Genomic DNA, 20,972 nt, shown 5'->3' with positions numbered 1-20,972 from the left:
CCTTATCGCATGTTCGGTTATCACCGCTCGCTCCGCAAGCGGCGCCGCCGCGGCTACAATACCATCGCACTTCACGTGTCTATTGACAGTAGATCAAATGTCTATCTATTGTATTATGCAGACGAAACGAGACAGCCGACAGGAGCGTCGAGCCAGGTCGAGCGCTGCGTATGATCTTCGAATTGATGGGAGCAGACGAATGACGGAACTTCTGACCAGGGCGCAGTACGAGAAAATCGCGTCGAAACTGACCCTCCCTTCAAAGGCTATCATCGACGGCCGCTCGGTCGAGGCGAGATCTGGACGCACGTTTGCGACGACCAATCCTGCCACAGGAGAGAAACTCGCGGACTTGCCCGCCTGCGGCCCCGAGGACGTCGACGCAGCCGTCGCAAGTGCGCGGCAGTCGTTCGCCGACGGCGGCTGGGCGAAGCAGCACCCAGCCGCCCGCAAGCAGGTACTTCTTCGCCTTGCCCAGCTCATCGAGGACAATCTAGTCGAGCTCTCCGTCATGGAGAGCCTGGACAGCGGCAAGACGATCCTCGATTGCCAGACTGTCGACGTGCCCGAGACCGTCAACTGCCTGCGCTGGCATGCGGAAGCGATCGACAAGATCTACGATCAGGTCTCGCCGGCCTCGAACGACCACATCGCGCTTGTCGTTCGCGAGCCCGTGGGTGTTGTCGGGCTGGTTCTGCCGTGGAACTTCCCACTCCTCATGCTCGCCTGGAAGATCGGTCCAGCGCTTGCCGCCGGCTGCAGCCGGGTGGTCAAACCGGCGGCCGAGACGTCGCTGACGGCGCTTCGGGTGGCTGAACTGGCGCTCGAGGCCGGCATTCCGGCCGGCGTCTTCAACGTGGTGACAGGCTCCGGCTCGCAGGTCGGCGAGCCGATCGGCCGGCACATGGATGTCGATGCCGTATCGTTCACGGGTTCGACCGAAACCGGCCGCCGCTTCCTCAAATATTCCTCCGAGTCCAACCTCAAGGAAGTCGTCCTCGAGATGGGCGGAAAGAACCCCTCTATCGTCATGGACGACGCCGACGACCTGGACGCGGTGGCCGCTCATATCGTCAACGGCGCCTACTGGAACATGGGCGAGAATTGTTCGGCCATTTCCCGACTGATCGTCCACTCTGCCATCAAGGGTAAGCTGCTCGACAAGATCGTCTCCGAGGTGAAGAACTGGCACGTCGGTGATCCGCTGGATCCCGACAACCGTGTCGGCCCCCTCGTCTCCGAGGCGCACTACCGGAAAGTTGCAAGCTACCTCGGCGATGGAGTGAAGGTTCTTCACGGCGGCGAAACCAGCAAGGGCCGCTTCGTTCACCCGACCATCGTCGAGGTCGAAAGTAACGCCGCCCGGCATGCGAAGGAAGAAATCTTTGGACCGATACTGACGGTCATCACGGTCGACAACCTGAAAGAGGCGGTCGCGATCGCCAACGAGACGGAGTACGGCCTGACGGCCTCCGTCTTCACCGGAAACGGCAAGCGCGCCATGCGCGCCGCCCGCGCTCTTCGTGCCGGCACCGTCACGGTCAACTCCTTCGGCGAGGGCGATATCACCACACCGTTCGGCGGCTACAGGCAGTCCGGTTTCGGCGGGCGCGACAATTCCGTCCACGCCCATGACCAATACACCCAGCTCAAGACCATCTGGCTCGATCTCAATGACGACGAAACCGCGGACCTCTAATCATGACCAGCTTTCCGTTTCCAGGACTGAACCTCGCAATCGCAACGCCCTTCGACGCGGAAGGCCGCATCGACTACGCCAAGCTCGAGCAGAATATCGAGCGCTACCTCGCGCTCGGCGTGCCCGGCTTTGTGTTGAGTTCAGGCACCGGCATGCATGTGTATCTAACTAAGGAGGAATCAAAGGAACTCGTGCGGCGCGGCTCAAGGATCATCAACGGCCGAGCCAAAGTGATCGCCCAAACCTCGGCTCTGCTGACGGCCGACGTGGTCGAGCGGACGACGTTCGCGGCCGATTGCGGCGTCGACGGCGTCATGGTCCTGCCGCCCTTCTTTGAAGGGCCGACGGACGATGAAGGCATCATTGACTTCTACACAGAGGTGGCAGCCGCCGGCCTTCCGGTCATCGGCTACAACGTCCCGCACGCCGTCGGCGTGACCGTGACGCCTGAACTTCTCAAGGAGCTTTGCGCGATCCCGAACTTCTGCGCTGTCAAGGACTCGAGCGGCGATCTCGGCAAGCAGGCATCGCTCATTCGTACCGGCCTTCCGGTCATGAACGGCGCCGACCACCTGGTCCCCTTCGCGCTCTGGTCAGGAGCGAGCGGTCTCATCTGGGGTGGCGCCAACTTTGCGCCGCGCACCGCCCTCGCGCTGGTCGCAGCCGCAACCGCCGGCGAATGGGCCAAGGCGCGCCAGATTTGGTCCCTGCTTGAACCGGCGATGTCGCTCATCTGGGAAGGCGACTACGTGCAGTCGGTTTATGCCGCCGCCGAACTCACCGGCTTTGGTGCCGGAGCGCCACGCAAGCCGCTCCGTACGCTGCCTGATCACCGAACGGAAACCATCCGCGCTGCTCTCGGCAGCCTGATCGAACGGGAAGCCTGAGCCGTGAGCACCCCCTCGAAAAAGGTCTTTGTCGCATCGAGGCTCCCGAAGAATACGGGCGTTTCCGGGTGGGTGGCCATGCTTCCTCCCCGTCAGGCAAAACCTCGGCTTGAGGGACACACCACTGCCGACGTCGTCATCATCGGCGGCGGGTTCGCGGGTCTCTCCGCTGCACGCAGGATCATGGAGCTCGACCCGACACTTCATGTCGCGGTCCTTGAGGCCGGCACTATCGGAGAGGCCGCGGCGGGTCGAAATTCAGGCTTCATCATCGACTTGCCGCATGAGGTCTCTTCTGAAGATTACGGCGGGGATTCGGCTGCCAAAAGTCGCGGGGCCATCGAAATCAGCCGGACCGCCATCGCTCTTGCCGATGCAGTTGCACAGGAACAAGGCTGGGGGGCAGAAATCTTCGATCGGTGTGGACGCTACAGCGTCGCCATCAGCGATGAGGGAGACCAGCATCTGGTCGACTATGCCAAGGGGCTCGTGAAACTCGACGAAAAGTATCAGCTGCTCAATGCGCGCGAAATCGCCGAAGTGACGGGCACGAACACCTATACGTCAGCGCTCTTTACCCCGGGAACCATCATGGTGCAGCCGGCGGCCTATATTCGCGGCGTAGCTGATAGCCTGCGCGAACCCGCAAGGATCTATGAAAATACCCCCGCCATACTGTTGGAAAACACCGGCCACGGGTGGCACGTCAAGACACCTCAAGGATCGCTCAGCGCAGGCCGGATCATCCTTGCGAACAATGGCCATGCGGCGAGCTTTGGCTTCTTTAAGAGCCAGCTTCTCCACGTGTTCACCTTTGCCTCGATGACGCGGGAGTTCGACCCAGGCCGGTTGCAGGGTCAGCGCAAATGGGCCGCGACGCCGGCACTTCCGATGGGCACAACTGTCCGGCGCATTCAAGGCCGGGGTGGCGACCGCATCCTTGTTCGCTCGCGCTATACCTATCACCACAACATTGAAGCGGGCGCAGGAACTCTGAGGCGCGCGGGCGCCAAGCATGATCAGAAGTACCATGCACGATTTCCCTCTTTGACAGACATACCGATGGAGTTTCGATGGGGGGGAGCAATGGCGCTGACATGGAATTCGGTACCCGCTTTCGGCGAGATCGAACCCGGTATGTTTGCGGCGTGCGGATGCAACGGTGTCGGCGCAACGAAGGCCACGGCGAACGGCATCGCTGCAGCGGAATTGCTGCTTGGCGTCAAATCACGTCTGGCCGAAATCTTCTCGCGCTTTGACGCGCCAAAAGCGCTGCCACGTCAGCCTTTCCGAACGATCGGGGCCAAAGCCAATCTCGCATTTCGAGAGTGGCGCGCCGGCGGTGAATAAAGCGGTCTTCGCCGCCGGTTGAGGGCTTCAGTCGGCCCTAGGATAACGGAAGTCGGTGGTCGCGGCCCTCCGGCTTTGAGGAAACACGCCGCCAAAAAAGGGAACGGAAGAGATGAAAAAGCTGCTTGCATCGACCTGCCTGATGTTCGGCCTGCTAGGGGGAGCGTCAGCGTCGCATGCCGCCGAGTGCGGAAGCGTAACCATCGCCAGCATGAACTGGCAGAGCGCCGAGGTACTGTCGAACCTCGACAAATTCATCCTCAATGAGGGGTATGGTTGCAGTGCCGAGATCACCATCGGTGACACCGTGCCGACGATCACCTCCATGGCCGAAAAAGGGCAACCGGACATCGCTCCTGAAGCCTGGATTGACCTGCTTCCCGATGTCGTGAAGAGAGGCACGGATGAAGGTCGGATCATCAAGGTCGGATCGCCCTTACCCGATGGCGGCGTCCAAGGCTGGTGGATCCCGAAGTACTTCGCCGACGCCCATCCGGACATCAAGACCATTCCCGATCTTTTGAAACATCCGGATCTCTTTCCCGATCCCGAAGACGCAAGCAAGGGCGCGATCTTCAACGGTCCGCAGGGCTGGGGCGGCACCGTGGTGACGGCTCAATTCTACAAGGGGTTTGAAGCGCAGAAGGCCGGCTGGGACCTGATCGACACCGGCTCGGCGGCCGGGCTCGATGGTTCGATCGCGAAGGCCTACGAGCGCAAGGAAGGCTGGGTCGGTTACTACTGGGCACCGACCGCGCTGCTTGGCAAGTACGAGATGGTGAAACTCGATTATGGCGTGCCGCACGATGCCGCCGAATGGAAGCGATGCAACACCGTGGCGGAATGCCCGGACCCGAAGCCGAATGCCTGGCCCATCGATACGATCGTCACACTGGTTGCCAAGCCGTTCTCGGAAAAAGTTGGCCCTGAGGTCATGGACTACCTGCAGAAGCGATCCTGGAGCAACGAAACCGTCAACAAGCTGATGGCGTGGATGACGGACAATCAGGCAAGCGGTGAGGAAGGCGCCAAGCACTTCCTCGAAGAAAACGAAGCCATCTGGTCGAAGTGGGTCTCCCCGGAAGCGGCCGAAAAGATCAAATCGGCCCTCTAGTCAGTGTGCGGGCGGCGCCTTTTGGCCGCCGCCCGCAGTCATTTGAAAGACGGAATTGGCTGTTGGAGGAGGAGAGCGCCGTGGAATGGCTCTACAAATTTCCGCATATGGACGATGACGCTCTTCGCGCGTTGAAGAAAGCGATCGACGAAGGTTTTCGCGCGTTCACGCGCGCCTATGGCGATGCCATAGAGGGCTTCTTTTCGCCTCTCCAAAGCTTTCTGATCGCCGCGGAGCGCTTTATGACGCTGACGCCCTGGCCGATCATTCTCATCATCATCCTGTCAATCGCGTGGGGGGCGAGCCGAAACCTCAAGGTCGTGTTTGGTTGTCTCGTGACCCTGCTGGCCATCGGCTACTTCGACATGTGGGACGACACGATGAAGACGGTCTCGATGATCTTCGTCTGCACCGTGCTGTCGATCGCCATCGGCATTCCGATCGGCATCGTCATGTCCCGTTCGGATCGGTTTCAGAACATCGTCAATCCGATCCTCGACGTGATGCAGACCATGCCGAGTTTCGTCTATTTGATCCCGGTCGTCATGCTGCTTGGCATCGGCAAGGTGCCGGGGCTGATTGCCGTCGTCATCTACGCCATCCCGCCAATGATCCGGCTCACCAATCTCGGCATCCGCCTCGTCGACAAGGATGTGCTGGAGGCTGCCGACGCCTTCGGGTCATCGGGATGGCAAAAGCTCAAGAACGTGCAACTGCCGCTCGCCTTGCCGACGATCATGGCCGGCATCAACCAGACGATCATGATGGCGCTCGCCATGGTGGTCATCGCCTCGATGATCGGCGTTCAGGGCCTCGGCCAGCCGGTGCTGAAGGCGATTGCCAACCAGTACTTCACGCTTGGCATCTTCAACGGCCTTGCGATCGTCGGCATTGCTATCATTTTCGATCGGGTCAGTCAGGCCTATGGCGAGAGACTGCAGAAGCATCGGGAGATCGTCCATGGCTGACACCAAGTTCGGCGGCATCAAGATCCGCCACCTCTACAAGATCTTCGGACCGAACGCCGCGACCCATGTCGATGCGGTAAAAAGAGGCCTGACGAAGACAGAACTCAACGAGCGCCACGGACATGTCCTTGGGCTTCGCGATATCAACATCGAAATCCCCTCCGGCTGCATCCAGGTGATTATGGGCCTGTCGGGTTCGGGCAAATCGACACTCATTCGGCACATCAACCGCTTGATCGATCCGACGGCCGGCGAAGTGCTCGTTGACGGCGCCGACGTCGTCAAGATGAACGAAGCCGAACTGCGCGAATTCCGACGCCACCAGACCGCTATGGTGTTCCAGAAGTTTGCGTTGCTCCCCCATCGCAACGTTCTCGACAATACGCTCTATGGCCTTGAGGTTCAGGGCCTCGAGCGCGCGAAAGGTGTCGACATCGCCATGCGATGGATCGAGCGTGTGGGGCTCAAGGGCTTTGAAAGCAAATATCCCAATCAGCTCTCCGGCGGCATGCAGCAACGTGTTGGTCTCGCGCGTGCTCTTGCCAACGATGCGCCGGTCCTGCTGATGGACGAGGCCTATTCGGCCCTCGACCCTTTGATCCGCATGGACATGCAGACGGTTCTTCTCGATCTGCAAAAGGAGATCAAGAAAACCATCGTCTTCATAACCCATGACCTCGACGAAGCACTACGATTGGGCGATCAGATCGCCGTCCTGCGCGACGGCGAGGTCATCCAGCAGGGCACCAGTCAGGATATCGTTCTTAGACCCGCTGACGAATACATCGCCAACTTCGTCAAGGAGGTGAACCGTGGCCGGGTCGTTCACGTCGAAGCCGTCATGGCGCCGGTCGATGCAGATCACGCAGTCAATGGCGCGACGCTGAGTGCGGGAAGCACAATTGAAGCCGCCCTCAAGATCCTGGCACACAAGGATGCCAAGGATCTGGTGGTGGTCGATGCTGCCGGGATGCCTGTCGGTGTCGTCGACCTGAAACGGCTGGCCGCGGCGGTCGTAACACCGCACTGAGTGGCGGGAGACCCACCTCATCGAAAACAAAGGAAACCGGGCCAGGCCTCGCCCGCGGCAGAAGCCGCGCGTCCAAACGCCAGCCCTATAGATGGAGTTACGTCATGAAGTTCGAAGGTATTTACACCCCCGCCATCACGCCGATCGGACAGGACGGGCAAATCGACCGAAAGGGTTTTGCAGCTGTGCTCGAAACTCTCATCGAGGCTCGGGTTCACGGCATCATAATCGGCGGGTCGACCGGCGAATACTATGCCCAGAGCGCCCAGGAACGTTTCGACCTCGCCGCCCTCGCCAAGCATGTAATCGGCTCAAGGTTACCGCTCATCGTTGGGACGGGGGCCACGAGAACGGAAGATTCCGTGGCGTTCGCCAAAGCAGCCAAAGAGATCGGCGCTGACGCCATTCTCGTATCATCACCGCCTTACGCATTGCCGACGGAGGAGGAGAACGCGATCCACGCCTTGACGGTGGACCAGGCAGTTAACCTCCCGATCATGCTCTATAACTATCCGGCACGCATGGGCGTGATGATGGGGAACGAGTATTTCTCGCGCGTGTGCGCATCCAGAAACGTCGTGGCCATCAAGGAAAGTTCCGGCGACATGGCCAATCTTCACCTGTTGGCCCGAAAGTATCCTCAAATCGCGCTTTCCTGCGGCTGGGACGATCAGGCGCTCGAGTTCTTCGCCTGGGGCGCCAGGAGCTGGGTCTGCGCCGGCTCCAACTTTCTGCCGAAGGAACACGTCGCCCTCTATGAGGCCTGCGTGGTCGAGAAGAACTTCGACAAGGGGCGAGCGATCATGACGGCGATGTTGCCGCTCATGGATTTTCTTGAATGCGGGAAATTCGTGCAGTCGATCAAGCACGGCTGCGAACTGGCCGGCCTGCCGGCTGGGCCGGTCAGAGCGCCACTCGGCCCGCTCGGCGCTGAAGAAAAACAAGCGCTCGAAACGATCATCGCCACCTTGAAGCATACCATCGCCCAAATCAGCTCGGGAACCAGCCATGCATGAGCGGATGGTCGCAGCCAAGCGCGGGGTTACCACGGCGGGCCTTCAATGGCGCACCGTTGGCTTCGAAGCGAGCAAATTGCGCCTGATGAACGAGACGATCCGATGATTACGCACGCCGTCAAACGTTTGCCCGTGGAAAACGGCATCTCCGGCTGGGAAGCAATCAGTCAACGTTCGTTTCCGGTCCGCTGTCTCGACGGTAACGTGAACGCGGACTGGCTGATCATCGGCGCCGGCTTTGCCGGGCTGTCTGCGGCGCGCCGCCTGCTGGAAATGCATCCCGACGACAAGATCGTCATTCTCGAGGCGAGTGAAGTTGGCAAGGGCACCTCGGGCCGGAACTCCGGCTACATGATCGACGTTCCGCACAACCTGTCATCGAGCGAATATTCGAGCGGGGCCGCTGACATCACGCGCCGAGAAATGGCCCAGAACCGTTACGCCATCGAATTTGCCAAGCGAGCGGCGAAAGCCTACGGAATGTCGCAGGAGACCTTTGATCCCGCCGGCAAGATCAATGCGGCCGCGACGGCGCGCGGCATGAAGCTCAATAGGAGTTTCGGCCAGTCGCTCGGCCAGGCGGGCGAAAAGCACGCGTACCTCGACGCTTCCGACATGCGGGAGATAACCGGGTCGAACTACTACCTCGGTGGCCTCTATACCCCCGGCGCGGTCCTGATCCAGCCGGCGGAATACGTGCGCCAGTTCGCTGCCGGCCTGTCGCACCATGTCGATTTCTTCGAGCGGTCTCCCGTGACATCACTTAGGCGCGACAACGGAATCTGGACGGCGGTGGCGGCACGCGGATCAGTAAGCGCTCCCAAGGTCATTCTGGGGGTCAACGGCCATGTGGAAGATTTCGGGCATTTCGGCAGGCGACTGGTACACATCTTCGCCTACGCCTCGATGACCGCGCCATTTCCAGCTGACGATATCGGGCACAAGGCTTCCGGTCGGGATCGTTGGGCTTTGCTCCCGGCAGATGCGATGGGAGCCACTGTGCGCAAAATCACGACCGATGGTCAGTCGCGCATCGTTATCCGCACCAAATACACCTACGATACCACGGTCGCCCTGTCGCAAAACCGCATCTCGAAAATGGCGCAAGCGCACCGACGCTCGCTGGATGCGAGGTTTCCTGGCCTCAAGGAGGTACCGTTCGAACACAGTTGGGCAGGCCGTCTTTGCCTCAGCCTCAACCATGTGCCGGCGTTTGGCGAGATCGACGATGGGCTCTTTTCCGCCTGCTGCGAAAATGGGCTTGGTACCGTCAAGAGCACCCTTGCCGGCATGATGGCCGCTGATCTTGCGACAGGGACGGGATCACGGGAGCTCGAAGAATACATGGACCACCGGGGCCCAACCCGGCTCCCGCCCGAGCCATTTGCCTGGCTCGGAATAAATTCAGTGATCCGTTTGCAGGAATTGCGCGCTGGACGCGAGGGATGAGAAAGCCGCTGAGGGCACGCGTTTGAGGGATGGCAGGATGAAATTTCAAAGCGTGCCTCTCCACAAGGTCAAACCAGCCAGAATACCGGCAGCGAGGTAGGTATGCGATGACGACCATGAAATCCCCTGCACCGGCAACCGACCGCCTCAAGATCGGCTTCGTGCTCGCCCGGTCGTTCACGCTCTCGGCCTTCGCTCTCTTCGTCGACACGCTCCGGCTTGCAAGCGACGAACTCGACAAATCCGGCCGCGTCCGTGCCGACTGGCAGGTGCTTGGCAACACACGGCATCTCATCACCTCAAGCTGCGGTGTGCAGGTAGCTCCGACATCAGGCCTCATTGACCCAGCGCAGTTCAACTACATCGTCGTGGTCGGCGGTTTGCTAAACGGCGCGCAACCGATCGACGACGACACGATCGGATTTATCAAGAAAGCGGCTGCGCAAAAGGTACCCTTGATCGGCGTGTGTACCGGCACCTTCATCTTGGCTGAAGCCGGCCTGATGATGGGGCACAATGTTTGCGTCAGTTGGCTTCACTATCAAAAATTTCGCGAACGTTTCCCAGATATCAAGGCTCGTTCAGATCGCCTTTTCAACCTGGACCGAACGCGCGGATCATGTGCCGGCGGCAGCAGCGCGGCCGACATGGCCGCCCATATCGTGCGCGTCCACATCAGCAAGGAGGCCGAGCGGAATGCGCTCGAAGTCCTGCAAATCGACAAGGCACGGACGCATCTCCATGTTCAGCCGCGAAGGCCGCTCGCGATCGAGAGCAACGATCCCCGATTGAACGCTGCCCTCATAATCATGGAACAACATACCGAATATACGATCTCGATCCCTGAGCTGGCAGCCTCCGTCGGACTATCTCGGCGCCAGCTTGAGCGCCTGTTCATGGAAGAGACAAAGATGTCGCCTGCCCTCGCCTACAGGAAGTTTCGACTGGAGCGCGCCAAACATCTTCTCACCCAGACGAATGCGTCGCTGATCGAGATCGCGCTGGAAGTTGGCTTCGAGAGCGCCGGGCACTTCTCCAGAATATTCGCGAAGGCCTACGGACAAACACCGAGCCGTCTCAGAACGCAGCAAACGACGTAGGCCATCAAGGGCGCCCTCTCAGCAATCCTCGTGCCGCGCCATCGTCGCAACGCACCAAGGCTCGCTGACCTAAAGTGATGTCAATCCGGCGCTTGACCATCGAGATCAAGAAGGGAGTGCAGATCGGCGCTCCAACCCAGGAACTTCGGATGGCAATTCCGAGCTCTTGAATGGGAACGGAGTGCAACTCCTGTCATTAGGAGAAGCGGCCCAAGCCGCCCCGGGGGCCTTTGCGGGCGTTCCCGGGGAGGTCACCATCGGTGGACTTCGCCACAAACCGAGTTGGCCTCGATCCCGACGAGGTCTCTTGCTACTCGCCTGCGACCGAATGTCGGGAGAGCTCCGCCAGCTTAACCTGCACAAGTAGTGAAAGCTCGTCGTAGACATTCCATTCGTCGACGATTTTGCCTTCCTTGTAGTGGTAGTGGGTCATCCCCATCACCTGCAGGCGAGCGCCGGTGGGCTCGCCCAATTCCTGCAGGATGCCATAGCCGAGATGGTGGCCTTCCATCAGCCATCGAACGGCAACCTTGACGCCACCTTCTTCGCACGGATTGGAGCAGATATGTTGCGCCGTAAAGGAAGCATCGGGTATCGAGCCGATGAGCCCAAGGTGCTGATGGGTCACGGCGGCGACACCATAGAGCTCCTTCATCAGCGGGCCGTGGTACTGGCAAGTCGGGGCGTAGACATCCCTAATTCGACCGAACATGCGGCCGTTGAACATCTCGTGCAGCCAGCGCAGCGTGTGAGCCTCGATGTCGTTGTGGGCGATCGAGACATCGGCCTCAGCTTCTGGCGGATACTGGCCGAGCAACCGGCGGTTCTCGCCGATGTCCAGCGACAGCAGTCCCTTTTCGAACGACGCCTTCGCCAGCTTTTCGGCAAAAGCGTGCGGGTCGAGGCCGAGCTGCTTGATGATCGCCATCGTATCTGCCACCACCCATTCGCGGTAGATCTTGTTGCGATGGATCATGCAGTCGGCAATCGTGCGTGAAACGAAGGTGCGCCCGGTCGGGGCACCATAATGTCCGTACTGCGTGTGACGGCCCGAACCCGTGACCAAGTGCGAAGTGTAGAAGCCGTCGACGTCGTTGCCGCGCCAGAGCACCTGCGTCGCCATGCCCCGTCGTTCAGGCAGTGAGACCAGTCGCTGGATCGTGTCGCGCACCACGTCCTCGCGATTGTAGATCGTGCCGAGCGTGCCGTAGAGCACGCAGTTGTGGGTGTAGTGCGTATAAATCAGGCCGATATCGCGTTCATCCCAGATCCGGTGCGTGCAGCGAACGATGTAGTCGACGATGTCGGTGTAGATCTCGTCAAAACCGTCCAACGACTGCCCGCGCGGCCGCCCGGTCGGGGCAAGCTCGGGATAGTCACGGCGCTCCACCTGGAGCACTTGTTCCACCGCCTCCTTGCGCTGGTTCTGCACCGCAACCTTGGCCGCCTTCGTATCGTCCTCGCTCATGATGTTTCCTTCCATTCGATCTTATGAGGTTTAGGATTGGGGACCCGAGTGAGCCGTCAGCCAGCGTCCGACGTGGCGCGCGACAGCTTTGGAATTTTCAAGCGGTGCGAAATGGCCGGCGTCCTCGATGAGGTGAAGCACCGCATCTGGAATGCCGTCGGCGATTTCCTGCTGCGCCTCGAGCGGACAAACCTGTTCGCACGCGCCGGCAAGCACAAGTGTGGCTTGAGTGATGGAAGCCAGTCGCGGCCGGCTGTCACGCCTATTTATTGCGACCTCCGTCTGGGCGTGGAGGCGTTCGACACCGCAATCCCGGGCCATCGCAACGATCGTTTCACGCAGCATAGCCGTCTCAAGGTTGATCGGCGCAACCAATCGCGGCCATGCATTTTGGATGTAGCTTTCCATGCCAAGGTTTCGCGCCTGCTCCACAGCCTGGTAGCGGACCGCGGCATTCGCCGGAGGATCAGGGCGAGCCGTCGTATCTATCAGCACCAGCGTGGCGATGCGCTCAGGCTGCTGAGCCACCATCTCGAGAGCACAAATACCCCCGAGCGAAAAGCCGGCCAAGTGAAAGAACGGCGGCGCAGCTTCAAGCACGGACTCGGCGAGGCCGGGCATCGTTCGTGCCCCGCTCATGTCCCCGATCAAAAACGGATAGCCGCAAAGTCCTTCGATAAGCGGCGCAAAGACCCTTTCGTCGCAGGCCGTACCGGGCAGCAACAGGAGCGGCACGCGCGGATCATTCGTCATCAGGAGAGCCGTCCTCTTGCTTCGTCCGAAGGCTTCGTCACGTCGTCTCCAGGGTCTCCACACCCACCGCAAACAGCGGCAAAGGAGATTGTGAAGTCGTTCTGGAAAAAAGACTGGCAGATTTTGAATACGTATGCAATAGCAATTGTGCTCGATCATTCGAACGCCTCGGGGCGTCTTTTGGCGGCGGAATCCTCCGATTCCGGCGATGGGGAAACTGCGCCCAAAGCCGGTGATCGAAGACAGAAAACAGCTCATTGGAGACACAGGCCATGACCATCAAGGCACCGATGCAGGGCGTCCAGTATGTCAAAGCACCAGAACGGGATTCAATCGGCGACAGTGCGTCCGTGGAAGGGCTGGTCGCACAAATCATCGCGGATGTGCGCAAACGCGGCGATGCCGCCGTGCAGGACTATTCCAAGAAATTCGACTCGGTCGACCTCGCCGTCTTTGAGGTAACCCCGCAGGAGCGCGAGGAGGCGCTGACCGAACTCGATCCGCAAACGCGCGCCGACACCGAATTCGCCATCGAAAACGTGCGCAAATTCGCCGAGGCCCAGCTTGCCACCATCTTGCCGTTGGAAATCGAATTGCGCCCGGGTTTGCACCTTGGCCATAGGGTGATCCCAATCGAGCGGGTCGGCTGCTATGTCCCCGGCGGACGGTATCCACTACTCTCGGCCCCGATCATGACGATCGTGCCGGCTAAGGTCGCCGGTTGCGACGAGGTCATCGCCTGCCTCCCGCCGAACGCGCACAAGGCGATGATCGCCGGCTGCCACCTTTCGGGCGCTGACCGCATCTTCCGCATCGGTGGCGCTCAAGCGATCGCCGCCATGGCCTATGGCACGCAGACCGTTCCGGCGGTGAACAAGATCGTCGGTCCCGGCAACGCCTTCGTCAACGAGGCCAAGCGTCAGGTCTTCGGCCCGGTCGGCATCGACCAGCTAGCCGGACCGTCCGAGATTTTCATCGTTGCGGACAGTAGCGGTGATGCGGTGATGATTGCCACCGACCTGCTCGCACAGGCAGAACACGACGTGCGGACGCGTGTCGGCCTAATCACGACCGACCGGACGCTCGCAGAAGCGACGCTCAAGGAGGTCGAGCGTCAACTGCAAGACCTTTCAACCGCCGGTGTTGCCGGGCACGCCTGGCGCGATTATGGCGAAATCGTCGTCTGCAGCGACGAGGCGGCCATGATCGCCTATTCGGATCATATCGCTGCCGAGCATCTGCAGGTTCACACGACCGATCCGCAGGACATGGCAACGAAGCTGCGCAATTACGGTTCGCTCTTCATCGGTGAACTGGCAAGCGTCGTCTACTCCGACAAGTGCTGCGGCACCAACCACACCCTGCCGACGATGGGGGCGGGGCGCTACACCGGCGGGCTCTGGGTCGGCGCCTATGTCAAGGTCGCCACCCATCAGTGGCTGGATGAGCGCGGTGTGCAAGCCGTGGCTCCACCTGCCGCACGCCAAAGCGCGAGCGAGAGCCTGGAGGGCCATCGTCGCGCAGCACAGCTTCGCCTCGACCGGCTGCAAGTGCCTTCGGCCTGACTTTCATGGCTGCCCGTCGCCGGGCAGCCATTCACTCCTTCAGGGCCGTGGCGGCTTGGAAGCGGCAAAATCGCTGGCCAGCTCGTACGCGTGGCCAATCTGGCAAAGGGCCGCCTCGTCCCCTGCTCTCCCGACGAGTTGAAGGCCGAGCGGAAGGCCACCTGAAAATCCACAGGGAACAGAAAGCGCCGGGTGGCCGGTGACGTTGAAAGCAATCGTACGCATAGGTGTCCACCGTGCTGCCTCGCCGACAAAGTCAACAAAGGGGATCGCCGGCGTCAGGGTCGTTGCGGTCAGGATCGCATCGAACTGCGAGAACACCCTGCGATCGAGTGTTGCGCGCAGGCGCAGGGCCGCCTCACGCGCACGGATGAGATCGTCAGGGGTCAGGCAAAGGCCCGAAACGATATTCTGGAAAACCTTGCGGCTATAGCGCTCACCCGAAGCCTTGAGCTGTTGGCGATGCCCCTCGAATGCCTCGGCATGGATGATCACGGCTCCCACGGCCTCGAAATCAGCGGCCTCCGGCAGTGCCACCTCCTCGATCCTGGCTCCGAGAAGCGAGAGTACGGATGCGGCGGCATCGACGGCTTCAAGTACCGCAGGCAGGGTTTCTGCGTCATGGGCAAACCAGTCGCGCGCGTAACCGATACGCAAACCGGACAAGGATTGTCCGAGCCTGGAGGCGGCAGCCGGCCTTGCGTTCGCGTAGGCCGCATCGGCAATTGCGTCGTGGGTGATTGCGGCTTCAGCCACCGACGCACTGATGACGCCCACGTGATCGAGACTGGGCGACAGCGGGAAGACGCCGCGCGTGGAGATGCTTGCAAAACTTGGCTTCAGTCCGACGGCCCCGCAATAGGATGCAGGGCTGCGCACGGAGCCACCCGTATCCGAGCCGATGGTCGTTCGCACCAGCCCACCCGCCACCGCCGCCGCAGAACCCGAGGACGACCCGCCGGTCGTGCAATTGACGTTCCAGGGATTGGCGGCGGGGGGAAATGAGCGGTCGAACACCGGACCGACCATGGCGAATTCATAGGTTTCAAGCTTGCCAAGCAGCACCGCTCCAGCAGCCTTCAAGCGAAGGACCACGTCCGCGTCCTCAGTCGGCCTATGGCCCGCATAAACATCCGAGCCATAGGCCGTTGGCATCTGAGCGGTGTCGACAAGATCCTTGACTGCGATCGGAATACCGTGCAGCGGCCCGAGATCATTGCCGCGCCGGAGCGCGTCGTCTGCGCGCGCGGCCTCTGCGAGTGCGCCATCGGTATCGACATACACGAAGGCACGATAGGCGCGATCCCGTTCGGCAATACGCTCGAGATGCCCTCGTGTCAGATCAAGGCATGAAAGGCTGCCGTCGCGAAGTCGCGCGGCAGCTTCCTGGATGGACAGGTCGGCCAGATGCCCGCTCATGACCGCTTGGGCTCCGCCAGGTCGTCGTTGTTTGCCGCGATGGTGTCGAGACGGCGGGCGGCATCGGCAAGATATTGCGCGCCTACGACGATCGCGTCCTCCCGCTCGATAGCCACCTCGATGCCACAGGCACGTGCTCGTGCCCGGACCTTCTCAGGCATAGGCGTAATCTTGGAATCGGCCATGGCGTGCTCCAGTCAGGTACGCGCAGCCTCGAACGACGCCCAGGCTTCTTCAAATTTGGCAAGATCGAACCCCTCCTGTCTAGCAGGCTCCAGGATCAACCGCTCGGTTGTTTGCAGCTTCGCTATCGAAGCGGCCAGCACGGGGATCACCTCAGGCGGTACGACGACTGCGCCATGGCGATCCGCGTGCACAAGGTCGCCCGGCATCACGGGCATGCCGAAGATCGTGACGGAAACGTCGATCGCCTCGACATGCACGAAGGCGTGGCTTGGGCCGACCGAGCCCGCAATCATCGGAAAGTCCGCCGGCACATCACCAAGATCGCGCATGACACCGTTGGTCAACACGCCCTTGAGACCGAGCCCGCGATGCACGGTCGCGTTGATTTCGCCCCAGAAGGCCCCGACGCAGTGAGGGAAATCCAGATCCTCGATCACGGCGATCGCGGGAGCGCCTCCACCCGCCATATGGCGGTAGTAATCACGGCGCCGCGTCCGGATCACGGCAGGATCCTCGGTCGACGGCACCGCGGCGGCGATCTTCGCCGTGCGCGCATAACCGACCAATGGCGGCGCCGACGGCGCCGAAGCGATGACAGTGCCGCGGGTATAGGCGTTGAAGCCACGCTTCCCCTGCGCCACCTCGATGGCGTTGCAGACAGTGGGCGTGTCGACCTTCAGCAAGAGGGCGAGCAATGCGTCGTTCAAATCTTGTCCTCCGAGGCGTCGGGTCTCAACGGCATTCCGGTTGAGACCTCGCTCAATCATGGTGGCGGCGGCGGCGCGCTTGCCGCCGCGCTAGGCGGCATCAATTGCGCCAGGTGAGACCAGCTTTTTCGCCAGTGGAGACGACACGGTAGAGGCTGGCCTCTCCCGTCATCGAAGGCACCAGGTTATGCTTCAGGCCCGGCGGCACGGCGCAGGTATCGCCGGGCGCAAGCACCGCTTCTCCACCTTCCCAAGCGAGCTTCCAATGGCCGCGCATGACCATCAGGACTTCATGGCGCTCGTTGACATAGGCTTCTTCGCCAATGGAGCCGCGGGTCAGAAGCTCGACCTCGAAGCCCGGCTTGTCACGCAGCAACGCTTTTTCGCCGATCACTTTTGCCGGCGCCTTCTGCGCCAGCGCCATCAGGTCCCAGTAACGGGCGACGTAGTCACGTACGACCTCGGTCACCGGTGTTTCCGGGAAGGCTTTCAGCTCCTCGTCCGTCAAAAGCGGCATCGGATTGATGCCCGCGGGCAGCGACTGACCCTTCTTGCTGTCGTAGAGCTTGCCGTTTTCGCCGAGAACGAGGCCGTGTTCCCTCGCGTCCTCGATGACCTGCGGTGCCCAGATCACGCCGCCTCCGGCATCGTCGCCGCCGAGGATTGCCATGATCATTCCGTAGTCCGTGCCGATGTTCTCGAAGCCACGGAAGATGCCTGTCGGTATGTTGAAGATGTCACCCTCTTCGAGAACAACCTCCCCGGCCTTGCCATGCCGGCCCCAGAAGAAGCGCCACCGGCCCTTGAGCACGAAGAAGACCTCGGCGGTGCGGTGCGAGTGCAACGAGTTGCGGCATTTCGGCGGCTGGCCGGCAGCACCGATGTTGAAGCCAGGCGTATCCTTGATGTGGACGTGCTGGTCTGCGCTTTCGGATACGCCGCCTCCGATGATCGTGAAATTTTCCTTTTGGTTCGAGCCCGGCGTGTGGGCATCGATGAACGCGGTCCTGCAGGGTTTCAGATCGCCGTAGCGAACGATCCTTTTTTCCATTTCCGTCTGGGAGATCTGCATTTTCGTGCCTTTCATACGTATGCAAAATGAATTGCGGTTATGGCTTCGCCGCTCCCGATGGGAACGTCGTGGCTAGCGTGTCTCTTCTGTCGGAGCTGCTTTGCGGGTTGATCCCCGCTGAACGAGGGCGCCGTCGAGGACAACGCGACGAGCGGCCCCCTCGCCTTGCCTGATACTGTGCATGAGCGTGGCCACCGTCTCGGCAACCATGTCGTCGACGTTCTGGCGGATCGTCGTCAGATTGTAGGAAGGCCAGCGCGCAGGCGGTACATCATCGAAACCGACGACCGAGACGTCGTCTGGGATGCGCAGGTTGAGTTCGAAGCGCAGCACGTCCATGACCGCAAAAGCCATGTGGTCGTTGCAAACGAAGACAGCGTCGGGGCGATCCGGCCCGCCGAACATCCGCCTTCCGGCGTCCTGCGCCTCGTCATATCGGAAGTTGCCGACCTCGCGGGCAAACAGCGTCAGGCCTGCGGCCTCCAGCCCATCGCGAAACCCCTGCTCGCGGTCGCGCTGAGTGGAAGCACCTTCGAACCCGGCGATGTAACCGCATCGCCTGTGGCCGAGCGACACGAGCAGCTCAGCAAGCTGGCGTCCCCCGGCGCGGTTGTCGGAGGTAACCGCAGATAGCCGCACGTCGTCCTGGAGACGGTTGAAGAGAACGATCGGTACACCCGATGCATGGCAGCGTGCAGCAAGTTCCGACGACATGTTTGCCGAAGCAAGCACGATGCCGTCCACCTGATAGTCGAGGATCTCTTGCGTGATCTGGTCGACATTCTCCGACGCGATCGACGATATGAAGACCAGCACATGATAGCCCTGGTCCTGCAACGCCTTTGACAGGCGCTCGACCACTTCCGGATAGAAGTAGTTTTCGAGATAGGCGACGACGAGCCCGATGATGCGACTACGCCCGGTGATCAGCGAGCGGGCAAGCACGTTCGGCCGGTAGCCGAGCTGTTCGGCAGCTTCACGGATCTTCTCCGCCGTCTTCTTGGAGACCGACGTTCCCGGCGTAAAGTAGCGCGAGACCGCCGATTGGCTCACGCCCGCGAGGCGCGCAACATCGTTCGAAGTGATCTTCTCGTTTGCCATCAGTCCGCCGTCCAACCCCCGTCAACCATCAGCGCGGTTCCCGTCACCATCGCCGAGGCATCGCCGGCAAGATAGGTGACAGCGGCCATAATGTCTTCCACGCGACCGATACGACCAAGCTTGATTTTATCCGTTATCCACTGGACCCGCTCTGGTTGCGAGAACGTCTGCTCGGTCAGCGGCGTGCGGATGAAGGTCGGGCAGATCGTATTGACACGGATGCCTTTCGCCCCCCATTCGATCGCCATCGACTTGGTAAACCCTTCGACCGCATGTTTTGTGGCGCTGTAGACGGCACGGTCGACGCCACCCACATGGGCCATCTGGGACGAAACGTTGATGAGCGAGCCGGGTTGCCCTGACTTGATCAGGCCAGCGGCAACCGCGCGGGTCAGGAAATAAGCACCACGCACGTTGAGGGCGAAGACAGCGTCGAAATCCTCAAGGGTCGTGTCGAGGGCGGGTGCGTGCCGGGCGAGGCCGGCGCTGTTGACCAGGATCTGGAATGGCTCCCGGCAAGACAACGCAGCCTCTGTCGCAGTAACATCGGCGACATCGAGGACCATCGCCTCGGCAGACAAACCCTCGGCGCGGATCGCGTCGACCGCGTCTGCAAGCTTGTCTGCGGAGCGCGCCGAAAGCACCACATGCGCGCCCGCTTCCGCCAAGGCGACGGCGCAGCCAAAACCAATGCCCGAGGAGGCGCCGGCAACCAGTGCGCGTTTGCCATCAAGGCGGAAGGAGGGCGTGCGCGGGAGGGTCATCACTCGGCCGCCTCACCGTAAGGGACGTTCAAGCCACCGTAGCGCCGCACCCTGACATTGGCCTGTTCGGCATGGCCGACGAAACCTTCCAAAAGGCACAGACGCGAGCAATAGGCGCCGATCTCGGCCGCCGCCTTGTCGGTCAGCACCTTTTGATAGGAATGGGTCTTCAGGAATTTGCCCACCCAGAGCCCTCCCGTGTAGCGGCCTGCCTTCTTCGTCGGGAGCGTATGGTTCGTGCCGATCACCTTGTCACCATTGGCGACATTGGTGCGCGGACCGAGGAACAAGGCGCCGTAGGAGCGCATGTTCTCCAGGAACCAGTCGTCGCGGTCGGTCATGACCTGGACATGCTCGGACGCGATGTCGTTGGCCACATCCAGCATTTCGTCATAGGTGTCGCAGACGATGACCTCGCCGTAGTCGCGCCAGGAGGCTGTGGCGGTTTCGGTGGTCGGGATGATCGCCAGCAGACGGTCAATCTGCGCAAGCGTTTGCTGAGCGAGCCTGTGTGAGTTGGTGACCAGAACGGCCGGCGAATTATAGCCGTGCTCGGCCTGGCCGATCAGGTCTGTCGCGCACATTTCAGCGTCTACCGTCTCGTCGGCGATCACCATCGTTTCGGTGGGACCGGCGAAGAGGTCGATGCCGACACGACCGTAGAGCTGGCGCTTGGCTTCTGCGACGAAGGCGTTACCGGGCCCGACCAGCATATCGACCGGCTTGATCGTTTCGGTGCCGAGCGCCATCGCGCCGACGGCTTGCATCCCGCCGAGCACATAGATCTCATGGGCACCCGCCTTGTGCATCGCGGCGACGATCGCCGGATGCGGTTCACCCTTTTGCGGTGGCGCCGAGGCGACGATGCGCGGCACACCGGCGACAGACGCCGTCAACACCGACATGTGAGCGGAGGCGACCATCGGAAACTTGCCGCCTGGCACATAGCAGCCGACGGATTGGACGGGGATATTCTTGTGCCCGAGAACGACGCCGGGAATCGTCTCGATTTCTATATCGGTCATCGAGGCGCGCTGGGCTTCGGCAAAACGGCGGATCTGCGTCTGGGCAAAATCGATGTCTGCCATATCGCGCGCCGAGACCTTGGAAATCGCCGCATCGATCTCGGACTGGCTGAGCCTGAAGGACGGTGGCGAAAACTTGTCGAACTTTTGCGAAAGCTCGCGCACTGCCGCATCGCCGCGCGCCTCGATATCCTTCAGCGTGGTTTCGACGATCGCCCGAACCTTCGCATCGTCTTCGGATCGCGCCGCCTCGGGTTTGCCGCGCTTGAGATAGGTGACGGTCATGATGTTCCTTCCCT

The 20,972-nt window shown here is 61.1% G+C and carries 19 protein-coding genes; 10 read left to right on the top strand and 9 right to left on the bottom strand.

What is annotated here, in order from left to right; all coding sequences use genetic code 11:
- The first annotated feature begins 199 nt into the window (after positions 1–199).
- From ASD01_RS10735 to ASD01_RS10695, 9 genes are all read left to right on the top strand, one after another.
- Positions 200–1,699 (top strand): aldehyde dehydrogenase, encoded by a 1,500-nt coding sequence (locus tag ASD01_RS10735; protein WP_060643940.1) that lies wholly within the window; start codon positions 200–202, stop codon positions 1,697–1,699.
- Between the two features lie 2 nt (positions 1,700–1,701).
- Positions 1,702–2,586: a dihydrodipicolinate synthase family protein gene (locus tag ASD01_RS10730; protein WP_060519162.1), complete on the top strand. Its 885-nt coding sequence runs from the start codon at positions 1,702–1,704 to the stop codon at positions 2,584–2,586.
- Positions 2,587–2,589: 3 nt separating this feature from the next.
- Positions 2,590–3,936 carry an NAD(P)/FAD-dependent oxidoreductase gene (locus ASD01_RS10725; protein ID WP_060582037.1) on the top strand — a complete coding sequence of 449 codons (1,347 nt, stop codon included), beginning with the start codon at positions 2,590–2,592 and terminating at the stop codon, positions 3,934–3,936.
- 112 nt (positions 3,937–4,048) lie between these two features.
- A complete protein-coding gene (locus tag ASD01_RS10720; RefSeq protein ID WP_060643939.1) occupies positions 4,049–5,050 on the top strand; it encodes an ABC transporter substrate-binding protein in 1,002 nt (333 codons plus the stop codon).
- Between the two features lie 80 nt (positions 5,051–5,130).
- Complete coding sequence (locus ASD01_RS10715) at positions 5,131–6,018, top strand: ABC transporter permease (protein ID WP_060519200.1); 888 nt, start codon at positions 5,131–5,133, stop codon at positions 6,016–6,018.
- Complete coding sequence (locus ASD01_RS10710; RefSeq protein WP_060582040.1) at positions 6,011–7,048, top strand: quaternary amine ABC transporter ATP-binding protein; 1,038 nt, start codon at positions 6,011–6,013, stop codon at positions 7,046–7,048. The genes ASD01_RS10715 and ASD01_RS10710 overlap by 8 nt, the downstream gene beginning before the upstream one ends.
- A gap of 104 nt (positions 7,049–7,152) precedes the next feature.
- On the top strand, positions 7,153–8,064 hold the full coding sequence (locus ASD01_RS10705) for a dihydrodipicolinate synthase family protein (protein ID WP_060519156.1): 912 nt from the start codon (positions 7,153–7,155) through the stop codon (positions 8,062–8,064).
- 102 nt (positions 8,065–8,166) lie between these two features.
- Positions 8,167–9,513 (top strand): NAD(P)/FAD-dependent oxidoreductase, encoded by a 1,347-nt coding sequence (locus ASD01_RS10700; protein ID WP_060519155.1) that lies wholly within the window; start codon positions 8,167–8,169, stop codon positions 9,511–9,513.
- Between the two features lie 116 nt (positions 9,514–9,629).
- A complete protein-coding gene (locus ASD01_RS10695) occupies positions 9,630–10,613 on the top strand; it encodes a GlxA family transcriptional regulator (RefSeq protein WP_082566342.1) in 984 nt (327 codons plus the stop codon).
- A gap of 310 nt (positions 10,614–10,923) precedes the next feature.
- Here the strand turns inward: ASD01_RS10695 and ASD01_RS10690 are convergent, their stop codons facing one another.
- Together ASD01_RS10690 and ASD01_RS10685 are read right to left on the bottom strand one after the other, a co-directional pair.
- On the bottom strand, positions 10,924–12,081 hold the full coding sequence (locus ASD01_RS10690) for a nuclear transport factor 2 family protein (RefSeq protein WP_060519150.1): 1,158 nt from the start codon (positions 12,079–12,081) through the stop codon (positions 10,924–10,926).
- 30 nt (positions 12,082–12,111) lie between these two features.
- Positions 12,112–12,702: an alpha/beta fold hydrolase gene (locus ASD01_RS10685; RefSeq protein WP_244495223.1), complete on the bottom strand. Its 591-nt coding sequence runs from the start codon at positions 12,700–12,702 to the stop codon at positions 12,112–12,114.
- Between the two features lie 404 nt (positions 12,703–13,106).
- Between ASD01_RS10685 and hisD (ASD01_RS10680) the strand changes: the two genes are divergently transcribed.
- Positions 13,107–14,399, top strand: a complete 1,293-nt coding sequence (gene hisD / locus ASD01_RS10680) for a histidinol dehydrogenase (protein ID WP_060643938.1) — start codon at positions 13,107–13,109, stop codon at positions 14,397–14,399.
- 39 nt (positions 14,400–14,438) lie between these two features.
- Here the strand turns inward: hisD (ASD01_RS10680) and ASD01_RS10675 are convergent, their stop codons facing one another.
- The 7 genes from ASD01_RS10675 to hisD (ASD01_RS10650) all read right to left on the bottom strand — a co-directional run bounded on the left by ASD01_RS10675 (position 14,439) and on the right by hisD (ASD01_RS10650) (position 20,958).
- Positions 14,439–15,818 (bottom strand): amidase, encoded by a 1,380-nt coding sequence (locus ASD01_RS10675; protein ID WP_060582044.1) that lies wholly within the window; start codon positions 15,816–15,818, stop codon positions 14,439–14,441.
- Complete coding sequence (locus ASD01_RS35480; RefSeq protein WP_060519146.1) at positions 15,815–16,003, bottom strand: hypothetical protein; 189 nt, start codon at positions 16,001–16,003, stop codon at positions 15,815–15,817. Before ASD01_RS35480 ends, ASD01_RS10675 begins: the two co-directional genes overlap by 4 nt.
- Before the next feature lie 12 nt (positions 16,004–16,015).
- Positions 16,016–16,687, bottom strand: coding sequence for an RraA family protein (locus tag ASD01_RS10670; RefSeq protein WP_244495222.1), 672 nt, complete (start codon positions 16,685–16,687; stop codon positions 16,016–16,018).
- Between the two features lie 124 nt (positions 16,688–16,811).
- Positions 16,812–17,783 carry a cupin domain-containing protein gene (locus tag ASD01_RS10665; RefSeq protein WP_060519196.1) on the bottom strand — a complete coding sequence of 324 codons (972 nt, stop codon included), beginning with the start codon at positions 17,781–17,783 and terminating at the stop codon, positions 16,812–16,814.
- A 72-nt stretch (positions 17,784–17,855) separates the two neighbouring features.
- Positions 17,856–18,884 carry a LacI family DNA-binding transcriptional regulator gene (locus ASD01_RS10660; protein WP_060519142.1) on the bottom strand — a complete coding sequence of 343 codons (1,029 nt, stop codon included), beginning with the start codon at positions 18,882–18,884 and terminating at the stop codon, positions 17,856–17,858.
- Complete coding sequence (locus ASD01_RS10655; RefSeq protein WP_060519138.1) at positions 18,884–19,648, bottom strand: SDR family NAD(P)-dependent oxidoreductase; 765 nt, start codon at positions 19,646–19,648, stop codon at positions 18,884–18,886. Before ASD01_RS10655 ends, ASD01_RS10660 begins: the two co-directional genes overlap by 1 nt.
- Positions 19,648–20,958, bottom strand: a complete 1,311-nt coding sequence (gene hisD / locus ASD01_RS10650; RefSeq protein WP_060519136.1) for a histidinol dehydrogenase — start codon at positions 20,956–20,958, stop codon at positions 19,648–19,650. The genes ASD01_RS10655 and hisD (ASD01_RS10650) overlap by 1 nt, the downstream gene beginning before the upstream one ends.
- Between the last annotated feature and the right edge of the window lie 14 nt (positions 20,959–20,972).

This window comes from Ensifer sp. Root423, assembly GCF_001426275.1.
Classification (GTDB): domain Bacteria; phylum Pseudomonadota; class Alphaproteobacteria; order Rhizobiales; family Rhizobiaceae; genus Ensifer; species Ensifer adhaerens.
This window is presented reverse-complemented; position numbering and strand designations above follow the sequence as displayed.